The organism is Rhodovibrio sodomensis, assembly GCF_016583645.1.
GTDB classification, from domain to species: domain Bacteria; phylum Pseudomonadota; class Alphaproteobacteria; order Kiloniellales; family Rhodovibrionaceae; genus Rhodovibrio; species Rhodovibrio sodomensis.
The window spans coordinates 1-22,274 of the sequence record NZ_NRRL01000073.1 but is presented as its reverse complement, the minus strand read 5'-3'; the positions used below and the strand labels follow the sequence as shown (position 1 = coordinate 22,274).

At 68.8% G+C, this 22,274-nt stretch carries 20 protein-coding genes and 1 pseudogene; 12 read left to right on the top strand and 9 right to left on the bottom strand.

Going from position 1 to position 22,274, the window contains the following annotated elements; translation table 11 throughout:
• Positions 1-223: 223 nt before the first annotated feature.
• Positions 224-628 (bottom strand): hypothetical protein, encoded by a 405-nt coding sequence (locus tag CKO28_RS19145; protein WP_200342419.1) that lies wholly within the window; start codon positions 626-628, stop codon positions 224-226.
• A gap of 115 nt (positions 629-743) precedes the next feature.
• Here CKO28_RS19145 and CKO28_RS19140 point away from each other — a divergent pair, with 115 nt between their 5' ends.
• Positions 744-1,094: a helix-turn-helix domain-containing protein gene (locus tag CKO28_RS19140; RefSeq protein ID WP_200342418.1), complete on the top strand. Its 351-nt coding sequence runs from the start codon at positions 744-746 to the stop codon at positions 1,092-1,094.
• A 140-nt stretch (positions 1,095-1,234) separates the two neighbouring features.
• Here the strand turns inward: CKO28_RS19140 and flgH are convergent, their stop codons facing one another.
• The 4 genes from flgH to flgF all read right to left on the bottom strand — a co-directional run bounded on the left by flgH (position 1,235) and on the right by flgF (position 4,640).
• Entirely contained in the window at positions 1,235-2,002 is a 768-nt protein-coding gene (gene flgH, locus CKO28_RS19135; protein ID WP_200342417.1) for a flagellar basal body L-ring protein FlgH, read from the bottom strand.
• A 5-nt stretch (positions 2,003-2,007) separates the two neighbouring features.
• Positions 2,008-3,006 carry a flagellar basal body P-ring formation chaperone FlgA gene (flgA, locus tag CKO28_RS19130; RefSeq protein ID WP_200342416.1) on the bottom strand — a complete coding sequence of 333 codons (999 nt, stop codon included), beginning with the start codon at positions 3,004-3,006 and terminating at the stop codon, positions 2,008-2,010.
• Between the two features lie 41 nt (positions 3,007-3,047).
• On the bottom strand, positions 3,048-3,833 hold the full coding sequence (flgG, locus tag CKO28_RS19125; protein ID WP_200342415.1) for a flagellar basal-body rod protein FlgG: 786 nt from the start codon (positions 3,831-3,833) through the stop codon (positions 3,048-3,050).
• 75 nt (positions 3,834-3,908) lie between these two features.
• Positions 3,909-4,640 carry a flagellar basal-body rod protein FlgF gene (flgF, locus tag CKO28_RS19120; RefSeq protein ID WP_200342414.1) on the bottom strand — a complete coding sequence of 244 codons (732 nt, stop codon included), beginning with the start codon at positions 4,638-4,640 and terminating at the stop codon, positions 3,909-3,911.
• 392 nt (positions 4,641-5,032) lie between these two features.
• Between flgF and CKO28_RS19115 the strand changes: the two genes are divergently transcribed.
• From CKO28_RS19115 to CKO28_RS19065, 11 genes are all read left to right on the top strand, one after another.
• On the top strand, positions 5,033-5,554 hold the full coding sequence (locus tag CKO28_RS19115) for a flagellar basal body-associated FliL family protein (protein ID WP_200342413.1): 522 nt from the start codon (positions 5,033-5,035) through the stop codon (positions 5,552-5,554).
• 92 nt (positions 5,555-5,646) lie between these two features.
• Positions 5,647-6,735 carry a flagellar motor switch protein FliM gene (fliM, locus tag CKO28_RS19110; RefSeq protein WP_200342412.1) on the top strand — a complete coding sequence of 363 codons (1,089 nt, stop codon included), beginning with the start codon at positions 5,647-5,649 and terminating at the stop codon, positions 6,733-6,735.
• A complete protein-coding gene (locus CKO28_RS19105; protein WP_200342411.1) occupies positions 6,735-7,316 on the top strand; it encodes a DUF6468 domain-containing protein in 582 nt (193 codons plus the stop codon). Before fliM ends, CKO28_RS19105 begins: the two co-directional genes overlap by 1 nt.
• A gap of 69 nt (positions 7,317-7,385) precedes the next feature.
• The gene (locus CKO28_RS19100) at positions 7,386-8,114 is read left to right on the top strand and encodes a MotE family protein (RefSeq protein ID WP_200342410.1); all 729 of its coding nucleotides are present in this window, start codon (positions 7,386-7,388) and stop codon (positions 8,112-8,114) included.
• Positions 8,115-8,246: 132 nt separating this feature from the next.
• Positions 8,247-8,636 (top strand): response regulator, encoded by a 390-nt coding sequence (locus CKO28_RS19095; RefSeq protein WP_200342409.1) that lies wholly within the window; start codon positions 8,247-8,249, stop codon positions 8,634-8,636.
• Positions 8,637-8,719: 83 nt separating this feature from the next.
• Positions 8,720-9,421 carry a protein phosphatase CheZ gene (locus CKO28_RS19090; RefSeq protein ID WP_200342408.1) on the top strand — a complete coding sequence of 234 codons (702 nt, stop codon included), beginning with the start codon at positions 8,720-8,722 and terminating at the stop codon, positions 9,419-9,421.
• Positions 9,422-9,524: 103 nt separating this feature from the next.
• Positions 9,525-10,223: a hypothetical protein gene (locus CKO28_RS19085; protein WP_200342407.1), complete on the top strand. Its 699-nt coding sequence runs from the start codon at positions 9,525-9,527 to the stop codon at positions 10,221-10,223.
• Entirely contained in the window at positions 10,220-11,011 is a 792-nt protein-coding gene (locus tag CKO28_RS19080; protein ID WP_200342406.1) for an OmpA/MotB family protein, read from the top strand. The genes CKO28_RS19085 and CKO28_RS19080 overlap by 4 nt, the downstream gene beginning before the upstream one ends.
• On the top strand, positions 11,008-14,493 hold the full coding sequence (locus tag CKO28_RS19075; RefSeq protein WP_200342405.1) for a tetratricopeptide repeat protein: 3,486 nt from the start codon (positions 11,008-11,010) through the stop codon (positions 14,491-14,493). Before CKO28_RS19080 ends, CKO28_RS19075 begins: the two co-directional genes overlap by 4 nt.
• 412 nt (positions 14,494-14,905) lie before the next feature.
• Positions 14,906-17,125, top strand: a complete 2,220-nt coding sequence (locus CKO28_RS28540; protein WP_242480665.1) for a HAMP domain-containing methyl-accepting chemotaxis protein — start codon at positions 14,906-14,908, stop codon at positions 17,123-17,125.
• Between the two features lie 179 nt (positions 17,126-17,304).
• Positions 17,305-18,552: a TauD/TfdA family dioxygenase gene (locus CKO28_RS19065; protein ID WP_200342404.1), complete on the top strand. Its 1,248-nt coding sequence runs from the start codon at positions 17,305-17,307 to the stop codon at positions 18,550-18,552.
• A 46-nt stretch (positions 18,553-18,598) separates the two neighbouring features.
• On the opposite strand, the gene CKO28_RS19060 is transcribed toward CKO28_RS19065, so the two are convergent.
• From CKO28_RS19060 to CKO28_RS29390, 4 genes and pseudogenes are all read right to left on the bottom strand, one after another.
• Positions 18,599-19,495, bottom strand: coding sequence for a LysR substrate-binding domain-containing protein (locus CKO28_RS19060; RefSeq protein ID WP_200342403.1), 897 nt, complete (start codon positions 19,493-19,495; stop codon positions 18,599-18,601).
• Entirely contained in the window at positions 19,495-21,249 is a 1,755-nt protein-coding gene (locus CKO28_RS19055; RefSeq protein ID WP_200342402.1) for an RNA-guided endonuclease InsQ/TnpB family protein, read from the bottom strand. Before CKO28_RS19055 ends, CKO28_RS19060 begins: the two co-directional genes overlap by 1 nt.
• Entirely contained in the window at positions 21,141-21,926 is a 786-nt protein-coding gene (locus CKO28_RS19050) for an IS1595 family transposase (RefSeq protein ID WP_207168875.1), read from the bottom strand. Before CKO28_RS19050 ends, CKO28_RS19055 begins: the two co-directional genes overlap by 109 nt.
• 57 nt (positions 21,927-21,983) lie before the next feature.
• Positions 21,984-22,082 (bottom strand): annotated as a pseudogene (locus CKO28_RS29390) (transposase); the annotation flags it as partial.
• Between the last annotated feature and the right edge of the window lie 192 nt (positions 22,083-22,274).

Sequence of the window (22,274 nt, the reverse complement as noted above, 5' to 3'; positions counted from 1 at the left end):
TATTCTTCGCCAAGTCCAGCCCGATCATGGTAACCTTCGCCATGGATGCCTCCTCCTTGAATGGCGTTTTTCAGTGCACCCATTCTGGCACACCGATGCCGCCGGAGGGGGCGTCCATCCCATCGCTTACGCTACCCCAGAACCCAACAGCCTGGGCCTAATGCGATTCCCCTGCGGACGGGCATACCCAATCTGTGGGCGCAAACAGCCGTGCGGGCCACCTTCATGCCGCGTTCAGCTTACGCATAGCGTCGACTAGAGCAGGGTCGTCGCGCATCGCAGGCGCCGAGGCCGCCAGGGTTCGTACGGCGGCCGTCAGGCAATGGTCCTCGTCCCAGCAGCCGGCATTGCTGAGGGCCCACGCCACGGCCGCCTGGCCCGCCGCATCGGCGAGGTTGTAGGGGCGAGCGTCGAGAATCTCTGCGGCCAGGCGTTCGATCGTTTGCCACCGCTGATCCACCTCTTGATCGAAGTTATCAATATTGTCTGCGGGCAGGCGTGTCTCAAGGGCCTGCAACATGGCTTCCTGGGAGCGCGCTTCCTGCACGAGGTCACCGACCTGCTTTACGAGCGCACGTAGTTTCGGGTTCCCAGCATCCTTCGCGAGCTTTGCGTCTTTCAGGTCCATTGCGCCTTCTCCGTCGCTTTGGAGCATCGAGAGCTTGTCTACAAATGAGACATTAATATGACCGGTCTGAAACTGTCAAGTTTTTTCAAAGGACCGGTCATGCTAGGACACGCCTATGGTTAAGGGGACGAGCCGGGACGAACTTCTGACGGCGCTCGAAGCTGCGCGTGCACTGGAGGCAGAACTGCTCCAGTGCGGCTCAGCTGACGCGAAGAGGCGCGTTGAACACGTCCGGCTGTATCTCGAAAAACTAGGTTACGGGACTCTCTCGCCGTCCGAATTCAAGGCCCTTCGCACAAAAGCTGGCCTCACCCAAGAGGACCTAGCTCGCATCCTTGATCGGCGGCTGCGGCAAGTTCGGCGCTACGAGCGCGGCGACACGCCGGTCCCACACGACGTTGGTGCCAAACTCCGGGATCTTGCGGGCGGCGACGGGCCGACAGGCTACGAGCCTTCAGGCTCATAGTCTCTATATCGAGGCTTGAAATCCCGCGGACGCGCGGGGAGGCGACCGCCCTCATCTCAGGCCCGCACGCACGGCCGTGGCCAGCGGGGAACGGAAGCTTGGCGGCCGCGCTGGTTGGTCTTTTTGCGGCGAACGGGCGTCTAGAACGGGAACAGGATGTCGTAGACCTGCTGACCGTAGCGCGGCTGCTGGACATCCGACAGCTGGCCTTCGCCGCCGTAGGCGATCCGGGCCTCGGCGATGTCCTCGTAGGACACGCTGTTGTCGGAATCGATGTCCTCCGGCCGGATCACCCCGGCGACCTGCAGGATCCGGTTCTCGTAGTTCACGCGGACTTCCTGCCGGCCGGCGATCACCAGGTTGCCGTTCGGCAGCACCTGGGTGATCAGCGAGGCGATCCGCAGGTTGATTTCCTCGCTGCGGTCGACCGAGCCGATGCCCGTGTGGCCGCCGCCGCTCTGCGCCTCTACCAGGTTGCCCGGGTTCACGGCTTCCGGCAGCACCTTGCCGAGCGACTGCTCGTAGCCGAGGAACGCCGGCAACTCCGCGGACTCGTCCGCGCTGCGGCGCCGGGTGGTCTCGTTCGACAGGCTGGCGCTGTCGTCGATATCGATCCGCACGGTCAGAATATCGCCGATCTCGCCCGCCCGCTGGTCCTTGAAGAACGCGCGGGTTCCCGGGGTCCACAGCGAGTTGGCCTGCGGGTTCGATTCCTGCACCTGCGGCTCGGGCATCGGCATCACCACAGGGCGTTCGCCGGCCAGGCGTTCCGGGCTTTTGACGGCCGATTGCGGCGGTTCCTGGCCGACCTGGGCCAGCCGGTCGGCGGTGTTGCAGGCGGCGAGCAGGCTGCCGGCGAGCGCGAGCGCGCTCAGTCGGGCGGTGGTGGCGAGAAGGGTCGTGCGCATCGCGCTTACTCCGAGGCTCGCGGGCGGCTGCCCGCTTCGACCGCCACCGTGCCGCCGGCGACGACGACCCCGGAGACGGTGGTGTTGGACTTGGTGTTGACGACGCGGATGACCTCGCCTTTCGCGCCGTCCTGCAGCGCGCGGCCCTGGGCCGTCAGGCGCATCTGCTCATTCTGCAGCATCAGGGTTACCAAGCTGTTGCGCGGCACCAGCACTGGCGCGGTCACGTCGGTCGCGCGCACCGGCCGGTCGGGGCGGATCGACCGCCGGGCCGACATGCCGACCAGCTTGCCGGCATCGCGGATGTGATTGGCGCTGACCGCGTCGACCGGGCGGGACACCCAGGCGATGTCGCGCTGGCCGATCACCTCGTCCCGGCCGACCCGCCGGTTCAGCACCGGGACCTCGATCGTCGTCAGCGCTTTGCCGGACACGGTCGCGCGGGCGAGCGGGCGCTGCGGGTCGGGCGCCATCACGTTGGCGGTGAAGCGGCCGCTGTCGCGGTCGTAGGACATGCCGGCGACGGTCACCTGCGCGGGCGCGTCGACCGGCAGCACCAGGGCGACGTCGCGGGTGTCCAGCTGGACCTGCAGCTCGCCGTCGATCCCGCGCGCTGACAGTTCGGCCCGGATCGCCTCGACGATCCGGTCGCTGCCGATCCGCTGGGCCGCACGGCGCAGGTTCGCCTGCTGCAGCCTGGACGCCGGGCGCCAGTCGATCTGGTAGGCGCGCGCCACCCGGGCCAGCCAGTCCGCGGGCAGCCGCACGTCCTCGCCTGGCTTGGGCGCGCGCGCGATCGGCGTCTCGCCGCGATCGCCCAGGCCGTTGAACAGATGGTTCAGGGTGACGGTTTCGCCCTCGACCACGATCTCGGTGTTGAGCGTCACCGGCTGGCCGAACGTGGCCGCGCCGCCGCGCTCGGCCCGGGCGGCACCGGGGCCGGCAATCAGGCCAGCGAGCGCGGCGGCGGCGAGGGCGATGGCAAGGGCGGGCAGGCGGATCATGGCGAAAACTCCGGGGGAACGGGACGACGGCGCGATGCGTATCAGCGCATCTGGCTGACGTTGCGCATCATCTCGTCGGAGGCGGTAATCACCTTGCTGTTCATCTCGTAGGCCCGCTGGGCGGCGACCATGTTGGTGATTTCCTTGACCATATCGACGTTGGAGCTCTCCACCGCGCCCTGCAGCAGGCTGCCGAACCCGGCTTGGCCCGGAATGCCCACGTTGGCCTGACCGCTGGCGCGGGTCTCGACGAACAGGTTGTCGCCGAGCGCGCGCAAGCCGGCCTCGTTGGGGAAGCGGGCGACCTCGATCTGGCCGACCAGCTGGGGATCGACCTGGCCGTCCAGGTCGACCCAGACCTCGCCGTTGGCGTTGACGGTCACGCCGACCGCGTCGACCGGAATGGTGATGCCGGGCTGCACCGGATAGCCGTCCGGGGTCACCAGGTCGCCTTCGGGCGACAGCTGGAACGATCCCGCCCGGGTATAGCCGGTCTCGCCGTTCGGCATCTCGATCATGAACAGGCCCTTGCCGTTCATCGCCATGTCCAGCGGGTTGTCGGTCATCTGGATCGAGCCCTGCTCGTTGACCCGGTAGACCGCCGCCGGCTTGACGCCCAGGCCGAGCTGGATGCCGGAGGGGACGATCGTGCCCTCGTCGCTGGAGTTCGAGCCGACCCGGCGCATATCCTGGTACAGCAGGTCGTTGAACTCGGCGCGCTGGCGCTTGTACCCGCTGGTGTTCATGTTCGCGATGTTGTTCGCGATCACCTCGACGTTCATCTGCTGCGCCAGCATTCCGGTGGCGGCGATACTCAGGGAGCGCATGTCTCGACCTCTCGTCTGGCGGGTCCGGGCACGGGCCGGGCCCGCGGCGTCAGGTGGGTGTTGGCGTTCGTCGGATTACTGCGAGGAGACCAGCGTGCGCACCGCGCGCAGGATGCGCTCGTGCTCGCTCTCGGAGAACTTGTTGGCGCTGGCGTAGCTGCGGGTCAGGTCGATCAGGCGGGTCATCTCGACCACGCCCTGGACGTTCGAGCCCTCCAGCATGCCCTGCAGGATCCGGGCGTCCTCGGCCGGCTCGGCGGCCTGCTCCTCGCGCGCCTCGAACAGCCCGTTGGCGCGCTTGTTCAGCAGCTGCTCGTTCTCGAAGGTCACCGGTTCAATCTGCGCGATCGCCCCGAATTCGGTGGCGATCGTGCCGTCCTCCCCGATCTCGATTGCCTGCGCGTTGGCCGGCACCCCGATCGGGTTGCCGTTGTCGTCGAGCAGCGGCTGGTTCGCCTTGTTGACGATCTGCCCTTCGTCGTTGAGCTGGAACGCGCCGTTGCGGGTGTAGCGCGGGCCGTCCTCGGTCTCGATCGTGAAATACCCGCGCCCGGAGATCGCCAGGTCCAGCGGGTTCTCGGTGCGCTTCATCGGACCTTCCGTCAGGTCGCGCACGGTCGCGATATCCTGAACGAAGCTCATCTCGCCGGTCTTGCCGCGCTGCGTCTCCGACAGGTACTCGACGAACATCATGCTCTCGCCCTGGTAGGCGGGCGTGTTCAGGTTCGCCATGTTGTTCGCCACCAGGTCCAGCTCCCGGCGCAGACCCGCCTGGCGGGACAGGGCGATGTAGTTCGTCGTTTCCATGGCTCGGCGTCTCGTTGGGCTATGGCTGTTTCGCGCTGCACCGCGGGGCCGGGTTACTCGCTCCGGACGGGCGGTCCGGATGGGCTGCGGCGCTGCGCCCGGTCAATGCACGGGGCGTGCCAACCCAGGGAAACCGCCAGGTCGCGCGCTCGGAAGCCGGCTGGGACGGCACAGGTGCGTTCGCCCGGCAAGACCTGCCGGGTGAGGGCTGCCGACTTGCCGGGCTCAACGAGTTCTTAACCCCGTCAGACTAGCGTTCACCGTGTTCGCGCTCCGCCGCGCCGCGCGCCATCGGCGGGCTGGCGCCGGGCGGCGCGAACGGCGCGACGCCGGGAGCACGCAGGTGCGCGCCGGCCCCAGAACAACGGTTTTAACGACCAAAGGCGAATTCGATGACCGATCAGACGATGGGCGAGGGTTACGGCGACGACGTGGAGCTCGACGCCAGCCCGCGCAGCGGCGGCATGTCCGGCAAGAAGCTCACGCTGATCGTCTTGCTGCCGCTCTTGCTGCTGTTGGGCGCGGGCGCCGGTCTCTACTTTACCGGCATGCTGGACAGTCTGCTCGGCGCCGGGAAGACCGAGCAGGCGGAGCCGGGTAAGCCGGAGAAGATCGTGTTCTATGACATGCCCACGATGCTGGTGAACCTGAATTCCAGCGGGCGCGGCAGCAACTTTCTAAAGCTTTCGGTCAGTCTCGAGATCGCCGGGGAGCACGGGCAGGAGAAGCTGGCGCGGTACATGCCCCGCGTCGTCGACAACTTCCAGGTCTACCTGCGCGAACTGCGCGTGGAGGACTTGGAGGGCTCCGCCGGGCTGCAGCGCTTGCGCGAGGAGCTGCTGCTGCGCGTCAACGCGGCCGTCGAGGGCGTCGAGGTCAAGGACGTCCTGTTCAAGGAGATGCTGGTCCAATAGCGCGCACCGCCGCGCCGCGCGCTCGAAGCCAAGCAGCCTCCAGCTAACCGCCCCCGCCAACCGCCTCAGCAGAACAGACCCGGACCCAGACCATGGCCGACGGCGATCAGAACGACCAGCAAGACCTCGAAGCCGACGACGACCTCGACCAAGACTCCATGATGGCGGAATGGGAGGCGATGGCCGACGGCGACGAGGACGGCGACGGCGATGCCTCCACACGCGTGCTCGACCAGGACGAGATCGACAGTCTGCTCGGTCTCGACGGCGACGGCGACGGCGACGGCGACCAGTCCGGGATCCAGGCGATCGTCAATTCCGCGCTGGTTTCCTACGAACGTCTGCCGATGCTGGAGGTGGTGTTCGACCGCCTGGTCCGGATGATGTCGACCTCGCTGCGCAACTTCACCAGCGACAACGTCGAAGTCAGTCTGGACAACATCACCTCGATCCGGTTCGGCGACTACCTGAACTCGATCCCGCTGCCCGCGATGCTGACCGTGTTCAAGGCGGAGGAGTGGGACAACTACGGGCTGATGACGGTCGACAGCACGCTGATCTACTCGATCGTCGACGTGCTGCTGGGCGGCCGCCGCGGCACCGCGGCGATGCGCATCGAGGGCCGGCCCTACACCACGATCGAACGCAACCTGATCGAGCGCATGGTCCACGTCGTGATGGGCGACCTGTCGGCGGCGTTCGATCCGCTGTCGCCCGTCACGTTCCGCTTCGAACGGCTGGAGACCAACCCGCGCTTCGCCACCATCGCCCGGCACGCCAACGCCGCCATCGTCGCGCGCCTGCGCATCGACATGGAGGACCGCGGCGGGCGGATGGAACTGCTGCTGCCCTACGCCACCCTCGAGCCGGTGCGCGAAATGCTGCTGCAGATGTTCATGGGCGAGAAGTTCGGCCGGGACAGCATCTGGGAAAGCCACCTGTCGGCGGAACTCTGGCAGACCGACGTCGCGCTGCGCGCGGTCCTGGACGAGTTCGAGCTGCCGCTGGGCGACGTCATGCAGTGGAAGGTCGGCGACTTCCTGCCGCTCCAGGTCACGCCTGACTCCAGGGTTCGGATGCGGTGCGGCGACGTTCCGATGTTCGCTGGCCCGATGGGGCGGAAGAACGGGCACATCGCGGTCCGGATCGAGAACAAGGCCGCGCGGGAGGGAGACGTCTGATGGCTGAAGTAAGCGTCCTTTTGGATGTTCTGATCGCGGGCCTGCTGGCCGCCACGATCTTCTACGCCGTCGTGCTCAACCGAAAGCTCGGCGAGCTGCGCAACAACAAGGCCGAGATGGAGGCCATGGTGAACCGTTTGGTCGAGACCACCGAGCGCGCCGAGCACGGCCTGGCCGAGCTCAAGGCCGCCGCGCACGACAAGGGCGAGGAGCTGAGCCAGAAGGTGAGCGACGCCAAGGCGCTGAGCGACGACCTCGGCTTCCTGGTCGACAAGGGCACCAGCCTGGCCGACCGGATGGAGCGCCAGATCGGCGCGGCCCGGAAAGTCACCGCCGACCCGCGCGGCGTCGAGCCGATGGGCATGCAGGACACCGCCAGGCCGGCCAATACCGGGGCCAAGGCATCCACAAGTGCGGCGCCGGCGGCCAATGGCACGTCCCGCGCCGCCGCCAACCAGGGCGCCGACGCGCCGGCGACGGCCGGGGTCGATACCGGCCTGCGCGCGGAGCCGCGCGGGGCGCCGGCGCGCGGCGGCGCGCAGAACGCCAAGCTGCTGAAGGCGCTGCGCGGGGTTCGCTGATCCGCACGCCGACGCCGCGCCGACCGATAAAACGTGCCCCTGCCTAGACGCCGATAGAAAGAAGCTGCCATGCGCCCGCGTATACTGCCCGTCCTGATCCTGGTTGCCACGCTCACGCTGGGTGTGCGGATGGGCGAGATCTGGCACGGCTTCGGCGGCATCGCGACCGCCGATCCCGACGCCGCCAGCGGGGCGGACTTCGTCGGCGATCCGTTCGCCGGCCTGCAACTGGCCCAAGCGACGCCGGAGGCCGACCAGACCGCGGATGAGGGCGATGGCACCGCCGCGGACTCCGCTTCGACGGATTCCGCCTCGCAGGACGCCATGCCGGCCGATGCGGACGGCGCGCGCGACATGCTCGCCGGCGCCGATCCGCTGGACATGACCGAGGCCGAGATCGAGCTGCTGCAACAATTGGCCAAGCGCCGGGAGAAGTTGGAGCAACGCGCGGAGACGCTGGACCGCCGGGAGAGCCTGGTGAAGGCCGCGGAGAAGCGGTTGAACCAAAAGGTCGGCGAAATGGAGCGTCTGCGTAGCGAGATCGAGGCCCTGCTGGTCAAGTACGATGAGCAGGAGAGCCAGCAGCTGACCCGCCTGGTGAATATCTACGAGAAGATGAAGCCCAAGGACGCGGCCCGGATTTTCGAGGACCTGGACCAGGAAGTCCTGCTCAAGGTCGTCGAGCGCATGAACGAGCGCAAGACCGCCCCGATTCTGGCGGAGATGCGCCCGGACAAGGCCCAGCAGCTGACGATCGATCTGGCCGAACGCGCGGACCTCCCGCTGCCGCGCGAATAATCGCCCGCAGGCGGCGCGTTCCGGCCGAATTCGTGCGGCGTTTACCTTGATTTAAGGCCGCGCACCTAACTTACACGACTGAAACTGGCGCTCTTGTGCGCGCCGTCCTGCCAGTAGGGGGTCAGAGACACGATGTCTAGCGTGGATATGAATATGCACATCCTCATCGTCGACGATTACAAGACGATGCTTCGGATCATTCGGAACCTCCTGAAGCAGCTGGGCTTCAACAACGTCGACGAAGCGAGCGACGGCTCGGCCGCGCTGCAGAAGCTGCGCGACAAGAAGTACGGCCTGGTCATCTCCGACTGGAACATGGAGCCGATGAGCGGTCTGCAGCTGCTCAAGGAGGTCCGCGCCGACAGCCGCCTGAACGGCCTGCCGTTCATCATGATCACGGCCGAGAGCAAGAGCGAGAACGTGGTCGCCGCCAAGCAGGCCGGGGTCACCAACTACATCATCAAGCCGTTCAACGCCGCCACGCTGAAGACCAAGATGACGGCGTCGATCGGGCAGTTCTAGGTGCGTTCCAGCCGGCACGTTCCGGCGAGGATCCTGGTGGGCTGCCGGTTGCGGCGCCGCCACAGGCAGGAGGCGAAGCGGCCATGAAGGCTCAAAAGGGACGCAAGTCCGGGCGCGGCGGCAGCGGCGAGGACGCGCTGCGCGCCCAGCTGGAGACCCAGCTGTCGGCCCTGGCCGGGCTCGGCCCGCGCGCTGAGCCGGCGGAGATCACCGACGCGGTCGAAAGCGTCATGGCCACCGTCGAGGGCGACCTGTCGGCGGTCAACCTGAAGCTCTACGCCGAGATCGAGGCGCTTTCGCGCTTCATCGCCGCGGCGAAGTCGGAGATCGCGTCGGTCCGCCCCGACGAGATCAATACCGAACACCTGCCGACCGCCACGGACGAACTGGAGGCGATCGTCGGCGCGACCGAGTCCGCCACCAACGCGATCCTGGAGGCGATGGAGACGCTCGAGCCGATCGGCGACGAATTGGGCGGCGAGACCGGTCGGAAGATCGCCGACAGCGTGACCCAGGTCTACGAGGCCTGCAACTTCCAGGACATCACCGGCCAGCGGATCACGAAGGTCGTCGGCGCCCTGAAGCAGGTCGAGGAGAAGGTGGATACGCTCTTGGCCGCGTTTGGCGAGGATGCCGCGGCGGCCCGGCGCGAGCGCACCGCCGAGCCCAAGAAGAAGCAGATCAGCGCGGACGACGATGCCTCGCTGATGAACGGGCCGAGCGCCCCCGGCGATGCCAACGTCAGCCAGGACGACATCGACGCGCTGCTCGCCAGTTTCGACTGATCCCCGTCGGCCGACCGGGCCGCGCTTCGGGGGTTTCACGCTTGCGACAGATGACCCCAGAGGCCCAAGCCGGGCCGCGGGGCGGAAAGACGTCCGCTAGATCATGACCCTCGCCAGCCGGCTGGCCACCTCGACCAGAAGTGGGCCGAACGCCAACATCGTCGCGATGTTGAGCCTGAAGCTCCTGCTGCTGGCGTTTTTCATCCTGCTCACGACGATATCGGACTACGAGGAAGAGCGCAGCCGGGCGGTCATGTACAGCGTCGCGGTAACCTTCGCCGGCGGCATGCCGGCGAGCGAGGGGCGTCCCGTGCCGGACGCCGGGGTCGGCGCGCTGGAGAAGCAGGCCAGCCTGTCCGAGCAGATCCGCGCGCTGTTCAAGCAGACCCTCCCGCTGGTCGAGGTCGAGACCGCCGCCGACGGCCGGGTGCTGCGCCTGGAAGTCCGGGCGGCCGACCTGTTCGATATGGGCCAGGCCGAGTTGCGCCCGCAGCGCCGGATCCTGCTGCGCCGGCTGGCCAACGCCCTGACCGATCCGCGCCGCGGGCCCGCGCTTTATACCGTTGACGTGCTGCATGCCGTGCCGCCCGGCGACGGGGCCGCGGCGACCCGCCTGCCGGCGTCGCGCAGCGGCACCATCGTGCGCGGCCTGACCGCGCTCGGCGTGCCGTCCGATCGGCTGTCGACCGGCCTGTGGCCGACCCGCGGCAACCCCGGCCGGATCGCCTTCGAAATCACGCTGCCGATGAAAGAGCTGCCGCCGAACCCGCTCGCGACCGACACCGGCGGGGACGCGCAATGATCCAGTTGCCCCCGCCGCCGCCCAGCCTGAAGCAGCCCGCCGACGGCAAGTCCGCGCCACCGGCCGAACCGGGCCGCGATGCGGTCGCCGCGAAGCGGGAAGGCGGCGACAGCGCCGGCGCCTGGATGGTCACCTTCACCGATCTGGTGGCGCTGCTGCTGACCTTCTTCGTGATGATGTTCGCGATGTCGCACGTGAAGACGGCGGAATGGTCCAACCTGACGGAGAGCCTGCGCCAGCACCTCAATTCCGTGGCCGGCCGGACGGTCGCCAGTCCGGCGCTGCGGATGGACGTGCCGTCGCCCGACCGCCAGCCGGGCGCGGATCTGGATTATCTGGCCGACCTGCTCGCCGGTCATCTGAGCGAGGCCCCGGAGCTGGCCGATGCGCGCCTGCGCCGGGGCGAGGACCGGTTGTTCGTGTCCCTGCCGGCGGACTTGCTGTTCGCCGCCGGCGACTTCACCCTCACGCCCGCGGCGGCCGACGCCGTGTTCCAGCTGGGCGGGGTGCTGCGCAACATGCCGAACGCGGTGGCCGTGGTCGGCCACGCCGATCCGCGCAAGCCGCAAAGCGCCTATCCGTCGAACTGGGAACTGTCGCTGCTGCGCGCCCAGGCGGTGGCCGCGGCCCTGCGCGAGGGCGGTGTCGAGGGCCGCATCCGGGCGCGCGGTCAGGGCGATTCGCGGTTCGCCGAGTTGCCCGCCGAGGTCGCGCGGCCCGCGCGGTTCGCGCTCGCCCGCCGGGTCGACCTGGTTATCCACGAAACCGTCCGGGAGCCGATCGAATGAGCCGCACGTCGCGCCGGCGGCGCCCTCCTGTCACCGCCGTCGTCCTGGCAACGCTGCTGGCAGCCGCGGCCTGGGGGGATCCGCTGGTCCCCCTGGCGCGGGCCCAGGGCGGGCCATCCACGGCTGACCCGACCCCGACTGACACGAACCGGGCGGGGCCGCAGACGATTCGTGTGCGCGGCGGCAACCACGGCACCTACGGCCGGATGGTGTTCGACTGGCCGGACAAGGTGCAGTACCAGGTCGAGCGTTTCGACGACACGCTCTACCTGTCGTTCGCCCGGCGGGCCGACTTCCAGTTCTTCTCCGTGTTCCCGGCGCTCAGCGACTACGTCGGGCAGCCGGCGCCGGGGCCGCACGGCTACCGGCTGACGATCCCGATGAAAGGGGATTTCGAGGTCGAGGACTGGACCTACGGCACCAAGGTCGTGATCGACCTGAAGCAAATCGACCGGCCGCAAACACCCGAAAGCCCGCCGCGCGTGCGCGTCGAGGCGGAAGAGACGCCGGAGCAGGCGCGCCTGAGCTTCCACTGGCCGTTCCCGGTCGGCTACGACCTCGAGCAGGACACCAAGGACGGCACGGCAAGCCTGCGCTTCCGCCGGCCGGCACGCTTCGATTTCAGCGGCTACAGCGCGGTCCAGCCCTCGCAGGTGCTGACCCTGGCCCCGATCGTGTCAGCCGAGTCGAGCGGCATCGACTTGCAGGTGCCCACGGGCGCGGACGTGCGCGCCAGCGAGGACGGCACCCGGATCGACCTGGTGATCGCCGCCCCCGCGCGCCCCCGGAGCCAGCCGGCGGCGGACGCGGCCGGCACGGGTCCGGACCGCCCGGCCCCGGAGGACGCCGCGCGAGGCCCCAATGTGGTGCCGGAGGAGGTTGAAACCGCCGACTTGCCGGAGGAGGCCAAGCCCAGGCAGGTCACGTCCAACCCGATCACAGGCGAAGCGCCGGCCGAGGAGGCGACAGTGGACCGCGACGCCGGCGCCGGGTCCAAGACACGGCCGCTGGAGCTGCTGCCCGACGCCAAGCCCCAGGACATCAAGCCCACGTTGGCAGCCGTGCGGGTGGCCGAGGACGCACTCTCCGGCGCGCGCCGCTTCACGCCCGAAAAGGTTGCCCAAGGGATCGTCCCGGCGCCCGGCGAGGTGCCCCCGCCGGTGCGGCAGGCGGAGGTCGAGATGCCCTGGGCCGGGCGCGCCGCCGCCGCGTTCGCGCGCGCCGGCGCGCAATGGCTCGCGGTCGACGGTCGGGCGCCGGCCGGTTTCCCGGCCGCGCTGAAGGCGGCCGTGCCCGATCTGGCGACAGTCGAGCGGCAGGACGTCAACGGCGCCACGCTGCTGCGCCTGACCGGCGGTCCCAACTTCCGCGCCCGCCCGCAGCTGGACGGCGGCGTGTGGCGCGCGGTGCTGTCCCGCCAGCCGGCCCTGCCGAGGCAGCCGATCGAGGTGCGCCTGGAAGACGGCCGGGTGGTGCTGCCGGTCGAGGCGTCGACCGAGGTGATCGAGCTGAGCGACCCCGCAACCGGTCAGCCCCTGCTGCTCGTCCCGGTGGCGGCGCCGGGGCACGGGATTGCGGTCGAGCGCGACTTCCCGGAGTTCACCCTGCTCGCCACCCATACCGGGATCGCCGTGCTGCCGAAGGCGGATTACGTCACCGTCAAGCGTCGGCAAGGCGAGGTGATCATTCAGGGCGATGGCCGGAAGCTGATGATCAGCCCGGATAGCGGCGGCGCGGTCCAGCAGGCCCGCCTGCCGTCCGCGACCGGCGAATCGCTGTTCGATCTGGAAGCCTGGCGCCGCGACGGCCTGCCCTTCGTCGAGGCGAAGCAGCAGTTGCGCCAGGAGCTCGCCGCCGCCGCGCCGGCGAAAAAGCCGCTCGCCCGCCTGCAGCTGGCGCGCTTCCACTTCGCCCACGGTATGGCGGTGGAGGCGCTCGGCTACCTCGACCTTTACGAACGGAACACGCCGCGTCGGGCGGAAGATCCCCAGGTGCTGCTGATGCGCGGGGCGTCCCAGCTGCTGGCCGGCGACTGGAACACGGCCGCGGCGACCCTGAACGATCCCGCGCTCGATGGCGTGGCCGGCGCGCTGCCCTGGCAGGCCGCGTACGCCGCGCTGACCGGCGCGCACGAGGCGGCCGCCGCGGCCTTCCACCAGGCGGAGCCGATGCTGGACGGCTATCCGCCCAGCGTGCGCAAGCAGTTGCGCCTGTGGGCCGCCCATGCACGGATCGAGGTCGGCGACCTCGCCGGTGCGGAGGTCGACCTGGACACGGTGCGCGCGCTCGACCCGACCCGGGGAGAGCAGGCGCAGATCGCGTTCCTGGAAGGCCGGCGCCAGCTCGTCGCGGGCGAACCGGATGCCGCGGAGGCGCACTGGCGGAAGGCCGCCGAAAGCAGCCATTCGCCAAGCCGCACCCGCGCGCGCTTCGTGATGACCGAGCGCAAGTTGGCCGCCGGTCAGATCGACGCCGCGGCGGCGATCGCGGAGCTGGAACGGCTGCGCTACGCCTGGCGCGGCGACGAGTTCGAGGCCGTGCTGCTGCACCGCCTGGCCGACCTTTACGTCGACCAGGCCCGTTACGGCCGGGCCCTGTCCGCGCTCAAGCAGGTGGCCTCGCACCTGCCGGACAGCCCGTTGGCCGAACGCGCGACCGCGCGGATGCGCCGGCTGTTCACCCGTCTGTTCCTGGACGGGGAGGCCGACCGCATGCCCGCGCTCAAAGCGCTGGCGCTTTACGAGAGCTTCCGCGAGCTGACCCCGGCGGGCGAGCGCGGCGACGAGATGATCGGCCGGCTGGCCGACCGGCTGGTCGCCGTCGACCTGCTGGGCCGTGCGGCCAGCCTGCTGGACGCGCAGGTCCGCCGGCGCCTGTCCGGCCTCGAGAAGGCGGACGTCGGCACACGGCTGGCGGCGATCCATCTGCTGAACCGCGCGCCGGAGGCCGCGCTGGAAGCCCTGAAGATCTCGAAGGTCGCGGAGATTCCGGCAGCCCTGGGGGCAAGCCGGCGGCTGCTGCGCGCCCGGGCGTTGGCCGGGGCCGGCCAACCGGATGCCGCGCTCGGCCTGCTGGCCGGCCTGGACAGCACGCCGGCGCTGGAACTGGCCGCCGACATCCATTCCGAGCAGGGCGACTGGCGCAAGGCGGTTACCGTGCTGGAACGCCTGCTGCCGGAACCGGACGGCGACGGCCGTCTCGATCCCACGGGCGCCGGCCGGGTGATGCGGGCGGCCGTGGCGATGACGCTGTCGGGCCAAAGCGACCGGCTGCGCGCCCTGTCCGCCGCTTATGGTCCGGCGATGGCCGCGAGCGACCATGCCGAGACGTTCGACCTGCTCGCCCCCTCGACCGGCGGCGGGCCGGTCACGGTGGCCAAGCAACTGGCCGAGGTGCAGACCGCCCAGAGCTTCATGGACAGCTTCCGCAAGCGGCTCGAGGACGAGAGCACGCGCCCCGCCGGTCCGTCTGCCACGCAATAGCGGCGCTCGGGCCCGGTCCGTCGGCGTGAACCGGTTGCGATCTTGGCGAAGACCAGGATCTTCATCTTGAACCGGCCAACGAAGGTGTGCGTGTCGAAGGACTTCACACGCGCGCCCGGCGCGCTTGGCGAACCTCGCTTTCAAAGATAGGGCCGGATTCACGCGACAGGCGAACAAGCTGGCGCGACCTTGCTCTCGCAAACCAAAATTAACCTTTCTCTCCGAAACTGCCCGCCGTTCGCGGTATCACGCCGCGGTTGTCTCCGACGGTCGCGGACGACGCGCCGTCCACCGGGGGTTGTAAGAGATGCGGAAAACAGGCGATCTGGCGGAAAGCGCTCAACGACGGGCAAGGTTCGGTCTTTCGATCCGTCAGAAGATTTTCGGCGGGTTCGGACTGGTTCTGGCCATCATGGCGGTGATCGGGGGCGGCAGCTTCCTGGCGTTCGACGACACCTCTCAGACGATCGGCGAATACGCCGAGACAACCAACGAGGTCGCCGCGATCGCGCAGCTGGAACGGCAGATCGCGCAGACGCGCGCCCACGTCGACCGCTACGTCGTGACCTCGCGGCCGGCCGAGGCCGAGCGGGTACGCTCGTTGACCGACCAGATCCGCGGCAAGCTCGAGACGCTGAACGCGATGGACCTGGGAGTCGCGCAGACCCGGGCGCGCGATGCCCTCAACACCTCGTTCAACGCCTATGTCGGAGAGTTCGACGCGGTCGATCAGTCGGTCGCCCGGCGCGCCGAGCTGACCGGCCAGACCATGCCGGCGCAGGCCGCGACCGCGCTTCGGGCGATCAAGGGCCTGCGTGGCCGCCTGTTCGCAGCCGGGGCGTTGGCGATCGATCTGGGTCAGACGATCGAGGGCAATCTGCTGGCAAGCCTGTACCGGGCGAACGCCGCCTTGCGCAATGACACCCCGGAAACCCGCCAGCAGGCGGAGCGTGCGTTCGCCAGCCTGGACGAAACGCTCGCCAAGATGGCGCGCGTCGAATTGGGCGCGCGCTCGACGGCGCAGCTGACGGAGCTGACCGCCGCGGTCGCCGCCTACCGCGCGGCGTACGGCGAGGCGCTGAGCCTGACCGCTCAGCTGCGCGAGCGCGTCGACGTGACCATGGCCGGCATGGCCGACCAGGTGATCGCCGACGCCGACGATATCGCCAAGGCCGCGCGGGCACACGAGAAAGAGCTGGAAGCGCACATGCTGTCGACCATCGCCTCGACCGGGCAGATGATCGGCATTGCGGTGCTGATCGCGATCGTGCTCGGCAGCGCCATCGCCTGGGTGATCGGCCGCGGTATCGCCCAGCCGGTGCGCGCGATGACCGACACGATGCAACGGCTGGCGGCCGGCGACATAACCGCGGACGCCAAGGTCGGCCGACGCGGCGACGAGATTGGCCGGATGGCCGGCGCGCTGGTCGATCTGCGCGAAGCGGTGGTGCAGGCCTACGTCGTCAACCGCATGGTCGACGAGATGCCGATCAACGTCATGATGTGCGATGCCGACCAGTTCCGGATCACCTACTGCAACAAGGCGACCCGAGAGACCGTCGCCAAGCTGCAGCACCTGCTGCCGGTCGGCCCGGACCAGATGATCGGCGAGACGATCGACGTCTTCCACAAGAACCCGGCGCACCAGCACGCCATCCTGCGCGATCCCGACAACCTGCCGTGGCACACCAAGATCAAGCTGGGCGAGGAGACGCTGGACCTGAAGGTCGAGGCGATCCGCGATCAGGCCGGTCGCTATGTCGGGCCGATGCTGACCTGGTCGGTGATCACCAAGCAGATGAAACTCGCGGAGAACTTCGAGACCCAGGTGATGGGCGTGGTCGACGCCGTGTCTTCCGCGGCGACCGAGATGCAGACCTCCGCGCAGTCGCTGTCGGCGACCTCGGAACAGACCAGCCAGCAGGCGCAGGCGGTCTCCGCGGCCGCCGAGGAGGCGAGCTCCAACGTCCAGACCGTCTCCAGCGCCTCGGAAGAACTTGCCAGCTCGATCAAGGAGATCAGCCGTCAGGTCAGCGAATCCTCGCGCATCTCCGCGGAAGCGTCGGATCAGGCGCAGCGCACCAACCGGCAGGTCGAGGGCTTGAAGGCCGCCGCCGACAAGATCGGCGCGGTCGTCCAGATCATTTCCGACATCGCCGAGCAGACCAACCTGCTCGCGCTGAACGCCACGATCGAGGCCGCCCGGGCGGGCGACGCCGGCAAGGGGTTCGCCGTGGTCGCCAACGAAGTGAAGTCGCTCGCCAACCAGACCGCCAAGGCGACCGACGAGATCCGCACGCAGATCGGCGAGATCCAGTCGGAGACCGGCGCCGCCGTCGACGCGATCCAGGGCATCTCGACCACGATCGAACGGATCAACGAGATCGCCCAGTCGGTCGCCTCGGCGGTCGAGCAGCAGGGCGCGGCGACCCAGGAGATCGCCCGCAACGTGCAGGAGGCGAGCCAGGGGACGCAGGAGGTCACGCGCAACATCTCCGGCGTCAGCGAGGCGGCGAGCGCGAGCGGTGCCGGCTCCAACCAGGTGCTCTCCGCGGCTTCCGAGCTGTCGACCCAGTCCGAGCGGCTGCGCGGCGAGGTCAACGGCTTCCTGCAAGAGATCCGGTCCGCCTAACGCAAGTGGAAACCGCTCGGGGCACCGAGGGCTCGTGAAAGCCCGAGACGGGTATAAGCGTAGCTTGGCCTTACCTGGATTACTCGTTGTTTGCCGGGCGACCGGACCCTGCCCATGATCCGGTTCAGCGCTCCCCGCGAGCGACTCAACCCGACGACAGCGAACAGGAGCGGCCAAATATGACCCCCGATCCCCACCGTGCCCGACCGCGTAACGGCGTTGGTCCGCAGGCAGCCCTCGCCCCGGACAGCGGCGTCGCCGCCGCCGCGCCCGGACCGGTCGTCGACATGGGCGAGTTCGGCGCCTATGCTGGCGCCCATCGGATCGCGGCCGTCGAGGGCGACGGCGAGCTGGTCCGCGTCACCTGGGACGACGGCGCGACGGCGGCCTTCCACCGGCTGTGGCTGCGCGACAACTGCGCCTGTGCCGACTGCCGCCATCCCCAGACGCGCGAGCGCACGGTCAAGCTGGTCGACATCGCCGAGCCGGGCCGGCCCGAGGTCGTGGCCGACGGCGACGGTGCGCTGACCTGCACCTGGGCGGACGGCCACGTCAGCCGGTTCGACCCGACCTGGCTGCGCCAGCGCCGGCCGGAGGCGGACGCCGCGGCGCAGCCGACCCCGCGGCTGTGGACCGCGCAGCGCATGGCCGACGGCCTGCCCAGCGTCGACCACCAGTCGGTGATGCACACGGACGATGGCCTGTGCCGTTGGCTGGACGCGCTGTCGCGCGACGGCGCGGCCTTGATCACCGACGGCCCGAGCGATTTGAACGAGGTCGTGCGGGTCGCCGAGCGGATCGGCTGGCCGCGCGAGACCAACTTCGGCCGCCACTTCGACGTGCAGTCCAAGCCGAACCCGAACAACGCGGCCTACACCGCCATCCGCCTGGAGCCGCACGTCGACCTGCCGAACTGGCAGCGTTCCCCGGACTTCCAGTTCCTGTACTGCCTGGAGAACGAGGCCGAGGGCGGCGAATCGCTGCTGGTCGACGGTTTCGCGGTCGCCGGCGCCCTGGCGCAAGAGGACCCGGAAGCCTACGAGACCCTGTGCACCCTGCCGATCGACTTCCGCTTTCAGGACGCGGACAACGACATCCGCTTCCGCGCTCCGGTGATCGGCCGCGATGCCGACGGCCAGGTGTGCGAGATCCGGTTCAACAACTGGATCCGCGATGCCCAGCCGATGGCCCCGGAGACGGCGGAGCGCTTCTACCGCGGCTACCGGCGCTTCTGGGAACTGCTCCGGGATCCGGCTTACATGATCCGGTTCCCGCTCAAGCCGGGCTGCATGATGGCGTTCGACAACTTGCGTGTCCTGCACGGTCGGGAAGAATTCTTCCCGAACACCGGCAAGCGCCATCTGCAGGGCTGCTACATCGACCGCGACCTGGTCGAAAGCCGCCTGCGCGTGCTCGAACGGGGGTAACGCCAGACGCGGCGGACGCTTGCCCCTGGCGGCGCGGCGTGGGCGGTCAATCCGCCTGGCCGCGCAGCCAGTCGGCGAAGCGTTCGGCGTCGGTCGAGAGCGGGGCGTTGGTCGGCCAGACCAGGAAGAACGCCTCGTCCGTCTCCAGCGCGGTCTCGAACGGGGCGACCAGCGTCCCGCGCGCAAGTCGTTCGGCCGCCAGGCTGGAGCGCGACAGCGCCACGCCCAGCCCGCGTTCGGCGATCGCCAGCGCGGTGACGGCGGTGTCGAAGTGGTCGCCCCCGCTGCCGTCGACGATCTGGCTCAAGCCGGCCGAATCCAGCCAGCGCGGCCAGGTCACCCGGAATCCGATCGTGTGCAGCAGCCGCCGGTCCGCCAGCGTGGCCGGATCGGCGGCAAGGTCGGCGGCGACCTTGGGGCTGGCGACCGGAAACACACGGTCGACGGTCAGCCGCCCGCAGTGCAGCCCGGGCCAGTCGCCGTCGCCGTAGCGCACCTCGAGGTCCGCCGCGCCCGCCTCGAAGCCGAGGTCCCAGATCGACGAGACGATCCGCAGGTTCACGTCCGGCGCCTGGGCGTAGAAGTCCGCGATCCGTGGGGCCAGCCAGGCGACCGCGAAGCCCGGCGTGGCGCGCACGGTCACGCGGTCGCGCCGGATCGGGCCGAACACCTCCCGCGTACCGCTGCCGATCCGCTGGAAGCCGTCCTGCACCGCCGGCAGGTAGGCCTTGCCGGACTCCGTCAGCTCCAGCCGATGCGGCAGGCGCTCGAACAGCCGTTCGCCCAGATGCGCTTCCAGTAACCGCACGTTCTGGCTGATCGCGGACTGGGTGACACCGATCTCGCGTCCGGCCTGGGTGAACGACATCAGCCGCGCCGCGGCCTCAAAGGCGCGCAGCCAATTCAGCGGCGGCAGGGACGGCGGATTGGTGCTCAACGGCATTATTGAAGTAACTCACGAGATACAAGGTCTTGTGAGGCTCCAACATTCCCGGTTCCGCGAGCCGAGTTAGCCGCTTCGCGGCGACTGCGTGTCCGCCGGAGCCCCTTGCCTTTGCGGCGTTTGCCGCTCGGGTTTGGACCTGCGGCCAGCGCTCCGCTCTTCCCGGGCGTGACTTCCGACGTGCCTCGCCGTATCAGCTTGTGCAGCCCCCAACGCAGGACGTTGAGGCTGGCGTTCTCGTCGCGGTCATGGGCCTCCCCGCAGGACGGACACGTCCAGCGGCGGTCGAACAGGCTTAGCTTCGTCTCGCCTTCGAGCCGGTGTCCGCAGCCTGAGCAGGTTTGCGTGCTGGCGTCGAACCGGTCGAGCTTGACGAAGTGTCGTCCGCGCCAGCGGCTTTTGTACTCAAGCTGGCGCTGCACCTCGCCCAGGCCCGCGTCGGCCACGGACTTGGCGAGATGTTTGTTCCGAGCCATGCCCGCGACGTTCAGGTCCTCCACGCAGACGATCCCCGCCTTGGCTGTCGCACGGTGGCTCGTCTGGTGCAGCAGATCGGACCGTCGACGCCGGACCTGACGGTGCGTCGCGGCCACGCGGGCGTGCGCCTTGCGCTCGCCCGACGACTTCGGGAGCTTGCGCCCCTCTCGTTTTTCCATCTCCAATCGGCGCTGCGTCCGCCGGGACGCGGCCCGCTGCTCGCGCTTCAGTTTCTTCTCCGCCTTCCGGAGGTTCCATCCGACGGGCTTCCAGCTGCCATCGGAACCGATGAGTAGATTCTTCAGGCCGGCGTCGTAGCCGACGGCCGCGGTTTCCGGCCCGGCGTTCGGATCGACCGCCGGGCCGTTGTTCGCCGTCGGATCGGGATGCACCGGCTTGTCCGCCGGCGCAGGGAGGGATGGTCGTTCGATCTTCTTCGGCGGCGGCCCGTCGAACTGGACGGACAGGAACCAAGCGCCGCCCTCGCGTTTGATCGTGGCCGAGCGGATCGTGCCCTCCGGCCATCGGCCGCCGCGCACACGGATCGCCCGGCGCACATTGACCCGCTTTTCCTCGATCCGCCCCTGGCGCTTTACGCGCGTCCAAACCTGCGTCTCGTCCATGCCCGGCAGTTCGACCCAGCCGCGCGCTTTGTCGGGGGCTGCGGCCTGTCGGCGAATGAGCTTGAGCGCCGAGCCGGGCAGGTAGATGGAGACGTCGCGGTCGCGCTTGGACTTGAACTTGGGAAAGTCCTTGGCCTTGGCGGCGGTTTTGCGTCCGGCACGGACCGCCTGGCGATCGTCCAGGAAGTCCCGCAGCGCCTTGTCGAACCGGCGCGAGACGTCGACCAGATGGATCGCCGGTGGCTCCTTCAGCCATGCCAAGATTTCCGCTGCCTTCATCTCCGGCAACAGCGCGGATAGTTCGCCGTGAAAGGCGAAGCGACCTTCGTAGACGTAAAGTTGCTGGTTGATCTCGACGCACTTGTTCCAGAACCACCGGCCCGCGCCGGCCCATTGCCGCAGCGCCTCTTCCTGAGCCTTGTTTGGGTAGATACGGAAGACCGTCGCTTGTCGGACGACCGCAGGTTTCTCCGGGGACGCTGGCAACGCCGGGAATTCTCCGATGATCTCCAGATCGCGCCGGCGCGCGGTGTCATTCGCTTCCGTCAACCGCATGCCACGAGCTCGCGATCGCCGAGCGGCACAGCGTCCAGGCCGCCGAGCGCCTGGATGAACGCCGTAGCGGCGGAGACGCCACGGCGATTGTGCCGCCATGCGCATTCGGTCGTGTAAGCATCCAGGTGCTTTCGGGACACCCAGTGCCAGGTGCCCTGGACGCTCCGGCGGAACAGAAAGATAGGGCCTTCGGCCGTATTGATGTGATCGCCGCCGCCGTTGGAGAGACGCCGCCGCCCGTGATCGACGGTCACGTGCTCGGCCGTCGTGGGTCCGACGGTACGATAGGCCGGAAGTCCATTGGTGACGAGATGCGCGGACGGTTCGATCAGATCCCGCACAGCGTTGCCGACCTCGATCGATGAATGCGCCGCGATCCGCCGGACCCGGACATCACCGCCGCGCTCCGTAGCGACCAGAACCACCGCGCGACCGTGGCTGAGCCCCCGCTTCGAGCCGCCCGATCCAGCGCCGGGGTAGTCGTCCTCGGGCTTCTTGTGGCCGCCGACATACATCTGGCGCGGAGCGCCGACTGCGTGTCCGTCCGCTTCGACGATGCCGGACAGCTTTCGCCAATCGGGGTCGGACAGCAGTCGGCGGATACGGTGGCTCATGTACCACGCCGTCCGGTAATCGACATCAAGCCACTCCGCCAGCTTACGCGCAGGAACGCGCGACTCCGTGTCCATGCCGCTGATCCCTTTCGACGACGTGGAGGACGTGCGACCGGCGCCACTAGGCACCATCAGCCAGATCGCCAGGAACCCCTCGGTCAACGGCGCCCGCGTACGGTGAAGGGGCGTGCCGGCGGTCGCGGAGAACTGCGCCTTGCATGTTCCGACACAGCACCCCCAGGTGCCCGTCCGGCTGGTGACCTGGGACGCCCGCTCGACCGACCCGCACTTCGGACACACTGGGTCGTTCGGCCAGCGAACCCGCTCTAGGGTCTAAACTCAAATCTGCTTTTGCGTAAAGCGCTCGGTGTATGATTCGCTCAGTCTTGGGTCGTGAGTGGCAAGAGAGGGAGTGAATATACCATGCGGTTCGACTTGTCGGATCGTGAGTGGGGCGTCATCGAACCTCAGCTTCCACCGACCCGGCAGGGTGGAAAGCGCGCCGACGAT

What these genes read in the sequence shown, in the direction of transcription:
- CKO28_RS19065 (WP_200342404.1), top strand. Translation starts at nt 17,305, where the DNA reads ATGACCCCCGATCCCCACCGTGCCCGACCGCGTAACGGCGTTGGTCCG.
- CKO28_RS28540 (WP_242480665.1), top strand. Translation starts at nt 14,906, where the DNA reads ATGGCGGTGATCGGGGGCGGCAGCTTCCTGGCGTTCGACGACACCTCT.
- CKO28_RS19145 (WP_200342419.1), bottom strand. Translation starts at nt 628, where the DNA reads ATGGACCTGAAAGACGCAAAGCTCGCGAAGGATGCTGGGAACCCGAAA.
- CKO28_RS19095 (WP_200342409.1), top strand. Translation starts at nt 8,247, where the DNA reads ATGTCTAGCGTGGATATGAATATGCACATCCTCATCGTCGACGATTAC.
- CKO28_RS19090 (WP_200342408.1), top strand. Translation starts at nt 8,720, where the DNA reads ATGAAGGCTCAAAAGGGACGCAAGTCCGGGCGCGGCGGCAGCGGCGAG.
- CKO28_RS19060 (WP_200342403.1), bottom strand. Translation starts at nt 19,495, where the DNA reads ATGCCGTTGAGCACCAATCCGCCGTCCCTGCCGCCGCTGAATTGGCTG.
- CKO28_RS19075 (WP_200342405.1), top strand. Translation starts at nt 11,008, where the DNA reads ATGAGCCGCACGTCGCGCCGGCGGCGCCCTCCTGTCACCGCCGTCGTC.
- CKO28_RS19140 (WP_200342418.1), top strand. Translation starts at nt 744, where the DNA reads ATGGTTAAGGGGACGAGCCGGGACGAACTTCTGACGGCGCTCGAAGCT.
- CKO28_RS19085 (WP_200342407.1), top strand. Translation starts at nt 9,525, where the DNA reads ATGACCCTCGCCAGCCGGCTGGCCACCTCGACCAGAAGTGGGCCGAAC.
- flgH (WP_200342417.1), bottom strand. Translation starts at nt 2,002, where the DNA reads ATGCGCACGACCCTTCTCGCCACCACCGCCCGACTGAGCGCGCTCGCG.
- CKO28_RS19080 (WP_200342406.1), top strand. Translation starts at nt 10,220, where the DNA reads ATGATCCAGTTGCCCCCGCCGCCGCCCAGCCTGAAGCAGCCCGCCGAC.
- CKO28_RS19105 (WP_200342411.1), top strand. Translation starts at nt 6,735, where the DNA reads ATGGCTGAAGTAAGCGTCCTTTTGGATGTTCTGATCGCGGGCCTGCTG.
- CKO28_RS19115 (WP_200342413.1), top strand. Translation starts at nt 5,033, where the DNA reads ATGACCGATCAGACGATGGGCGAGGGTTACGGCGACGACGTGGAGCTC.
- flgF (WP_200342414.1), bottom strand. Translation starts at nt 4,640, where the DNA reads ATGGAAACGACGAACTACATCGCCCTGTCCCGCCAGGCGGGTCTGCGC.
- CKO28_RS19055 (WP_200342402.1), bottom strand. Translation starts at nt 21,249, where the DNA reads ATGGCGGCACAATCGCCGTGGCGTCTCCGCCGCTACGGCGTTCATCCA.
- fliM (WP_200342412.1), top strand. Translation starts at nt 5,647, where the DNA reads ATGGCCGACGGCGATCAGAACGACCAGCAAGACCTCGAAGCCGACGAC.
- flgA (WP_200342416.1), bottom strand. Translation starts at nt 3,006, where the DNA reads ATGATCCGCCTGCCCGCCCTTGCCATCGCCCTCGCCGCCGCCGCGCTC.
- CKO28_RS19100 (WP_200342410.1), top strand. Translation starts at nt 7,386, where the DNA reads ATGCGCCCGCGTATACTGCCCGTCCTGATCCTGGTTGCCACGCTCACG.
- flgG (WP_200342415.1), bottom strand. Translation starts at nt 3,833, where the DNA reads ATGCGCTCCCTGAGTATCGCCGCCACCGGAATGCTGGCGCAGCAGATG.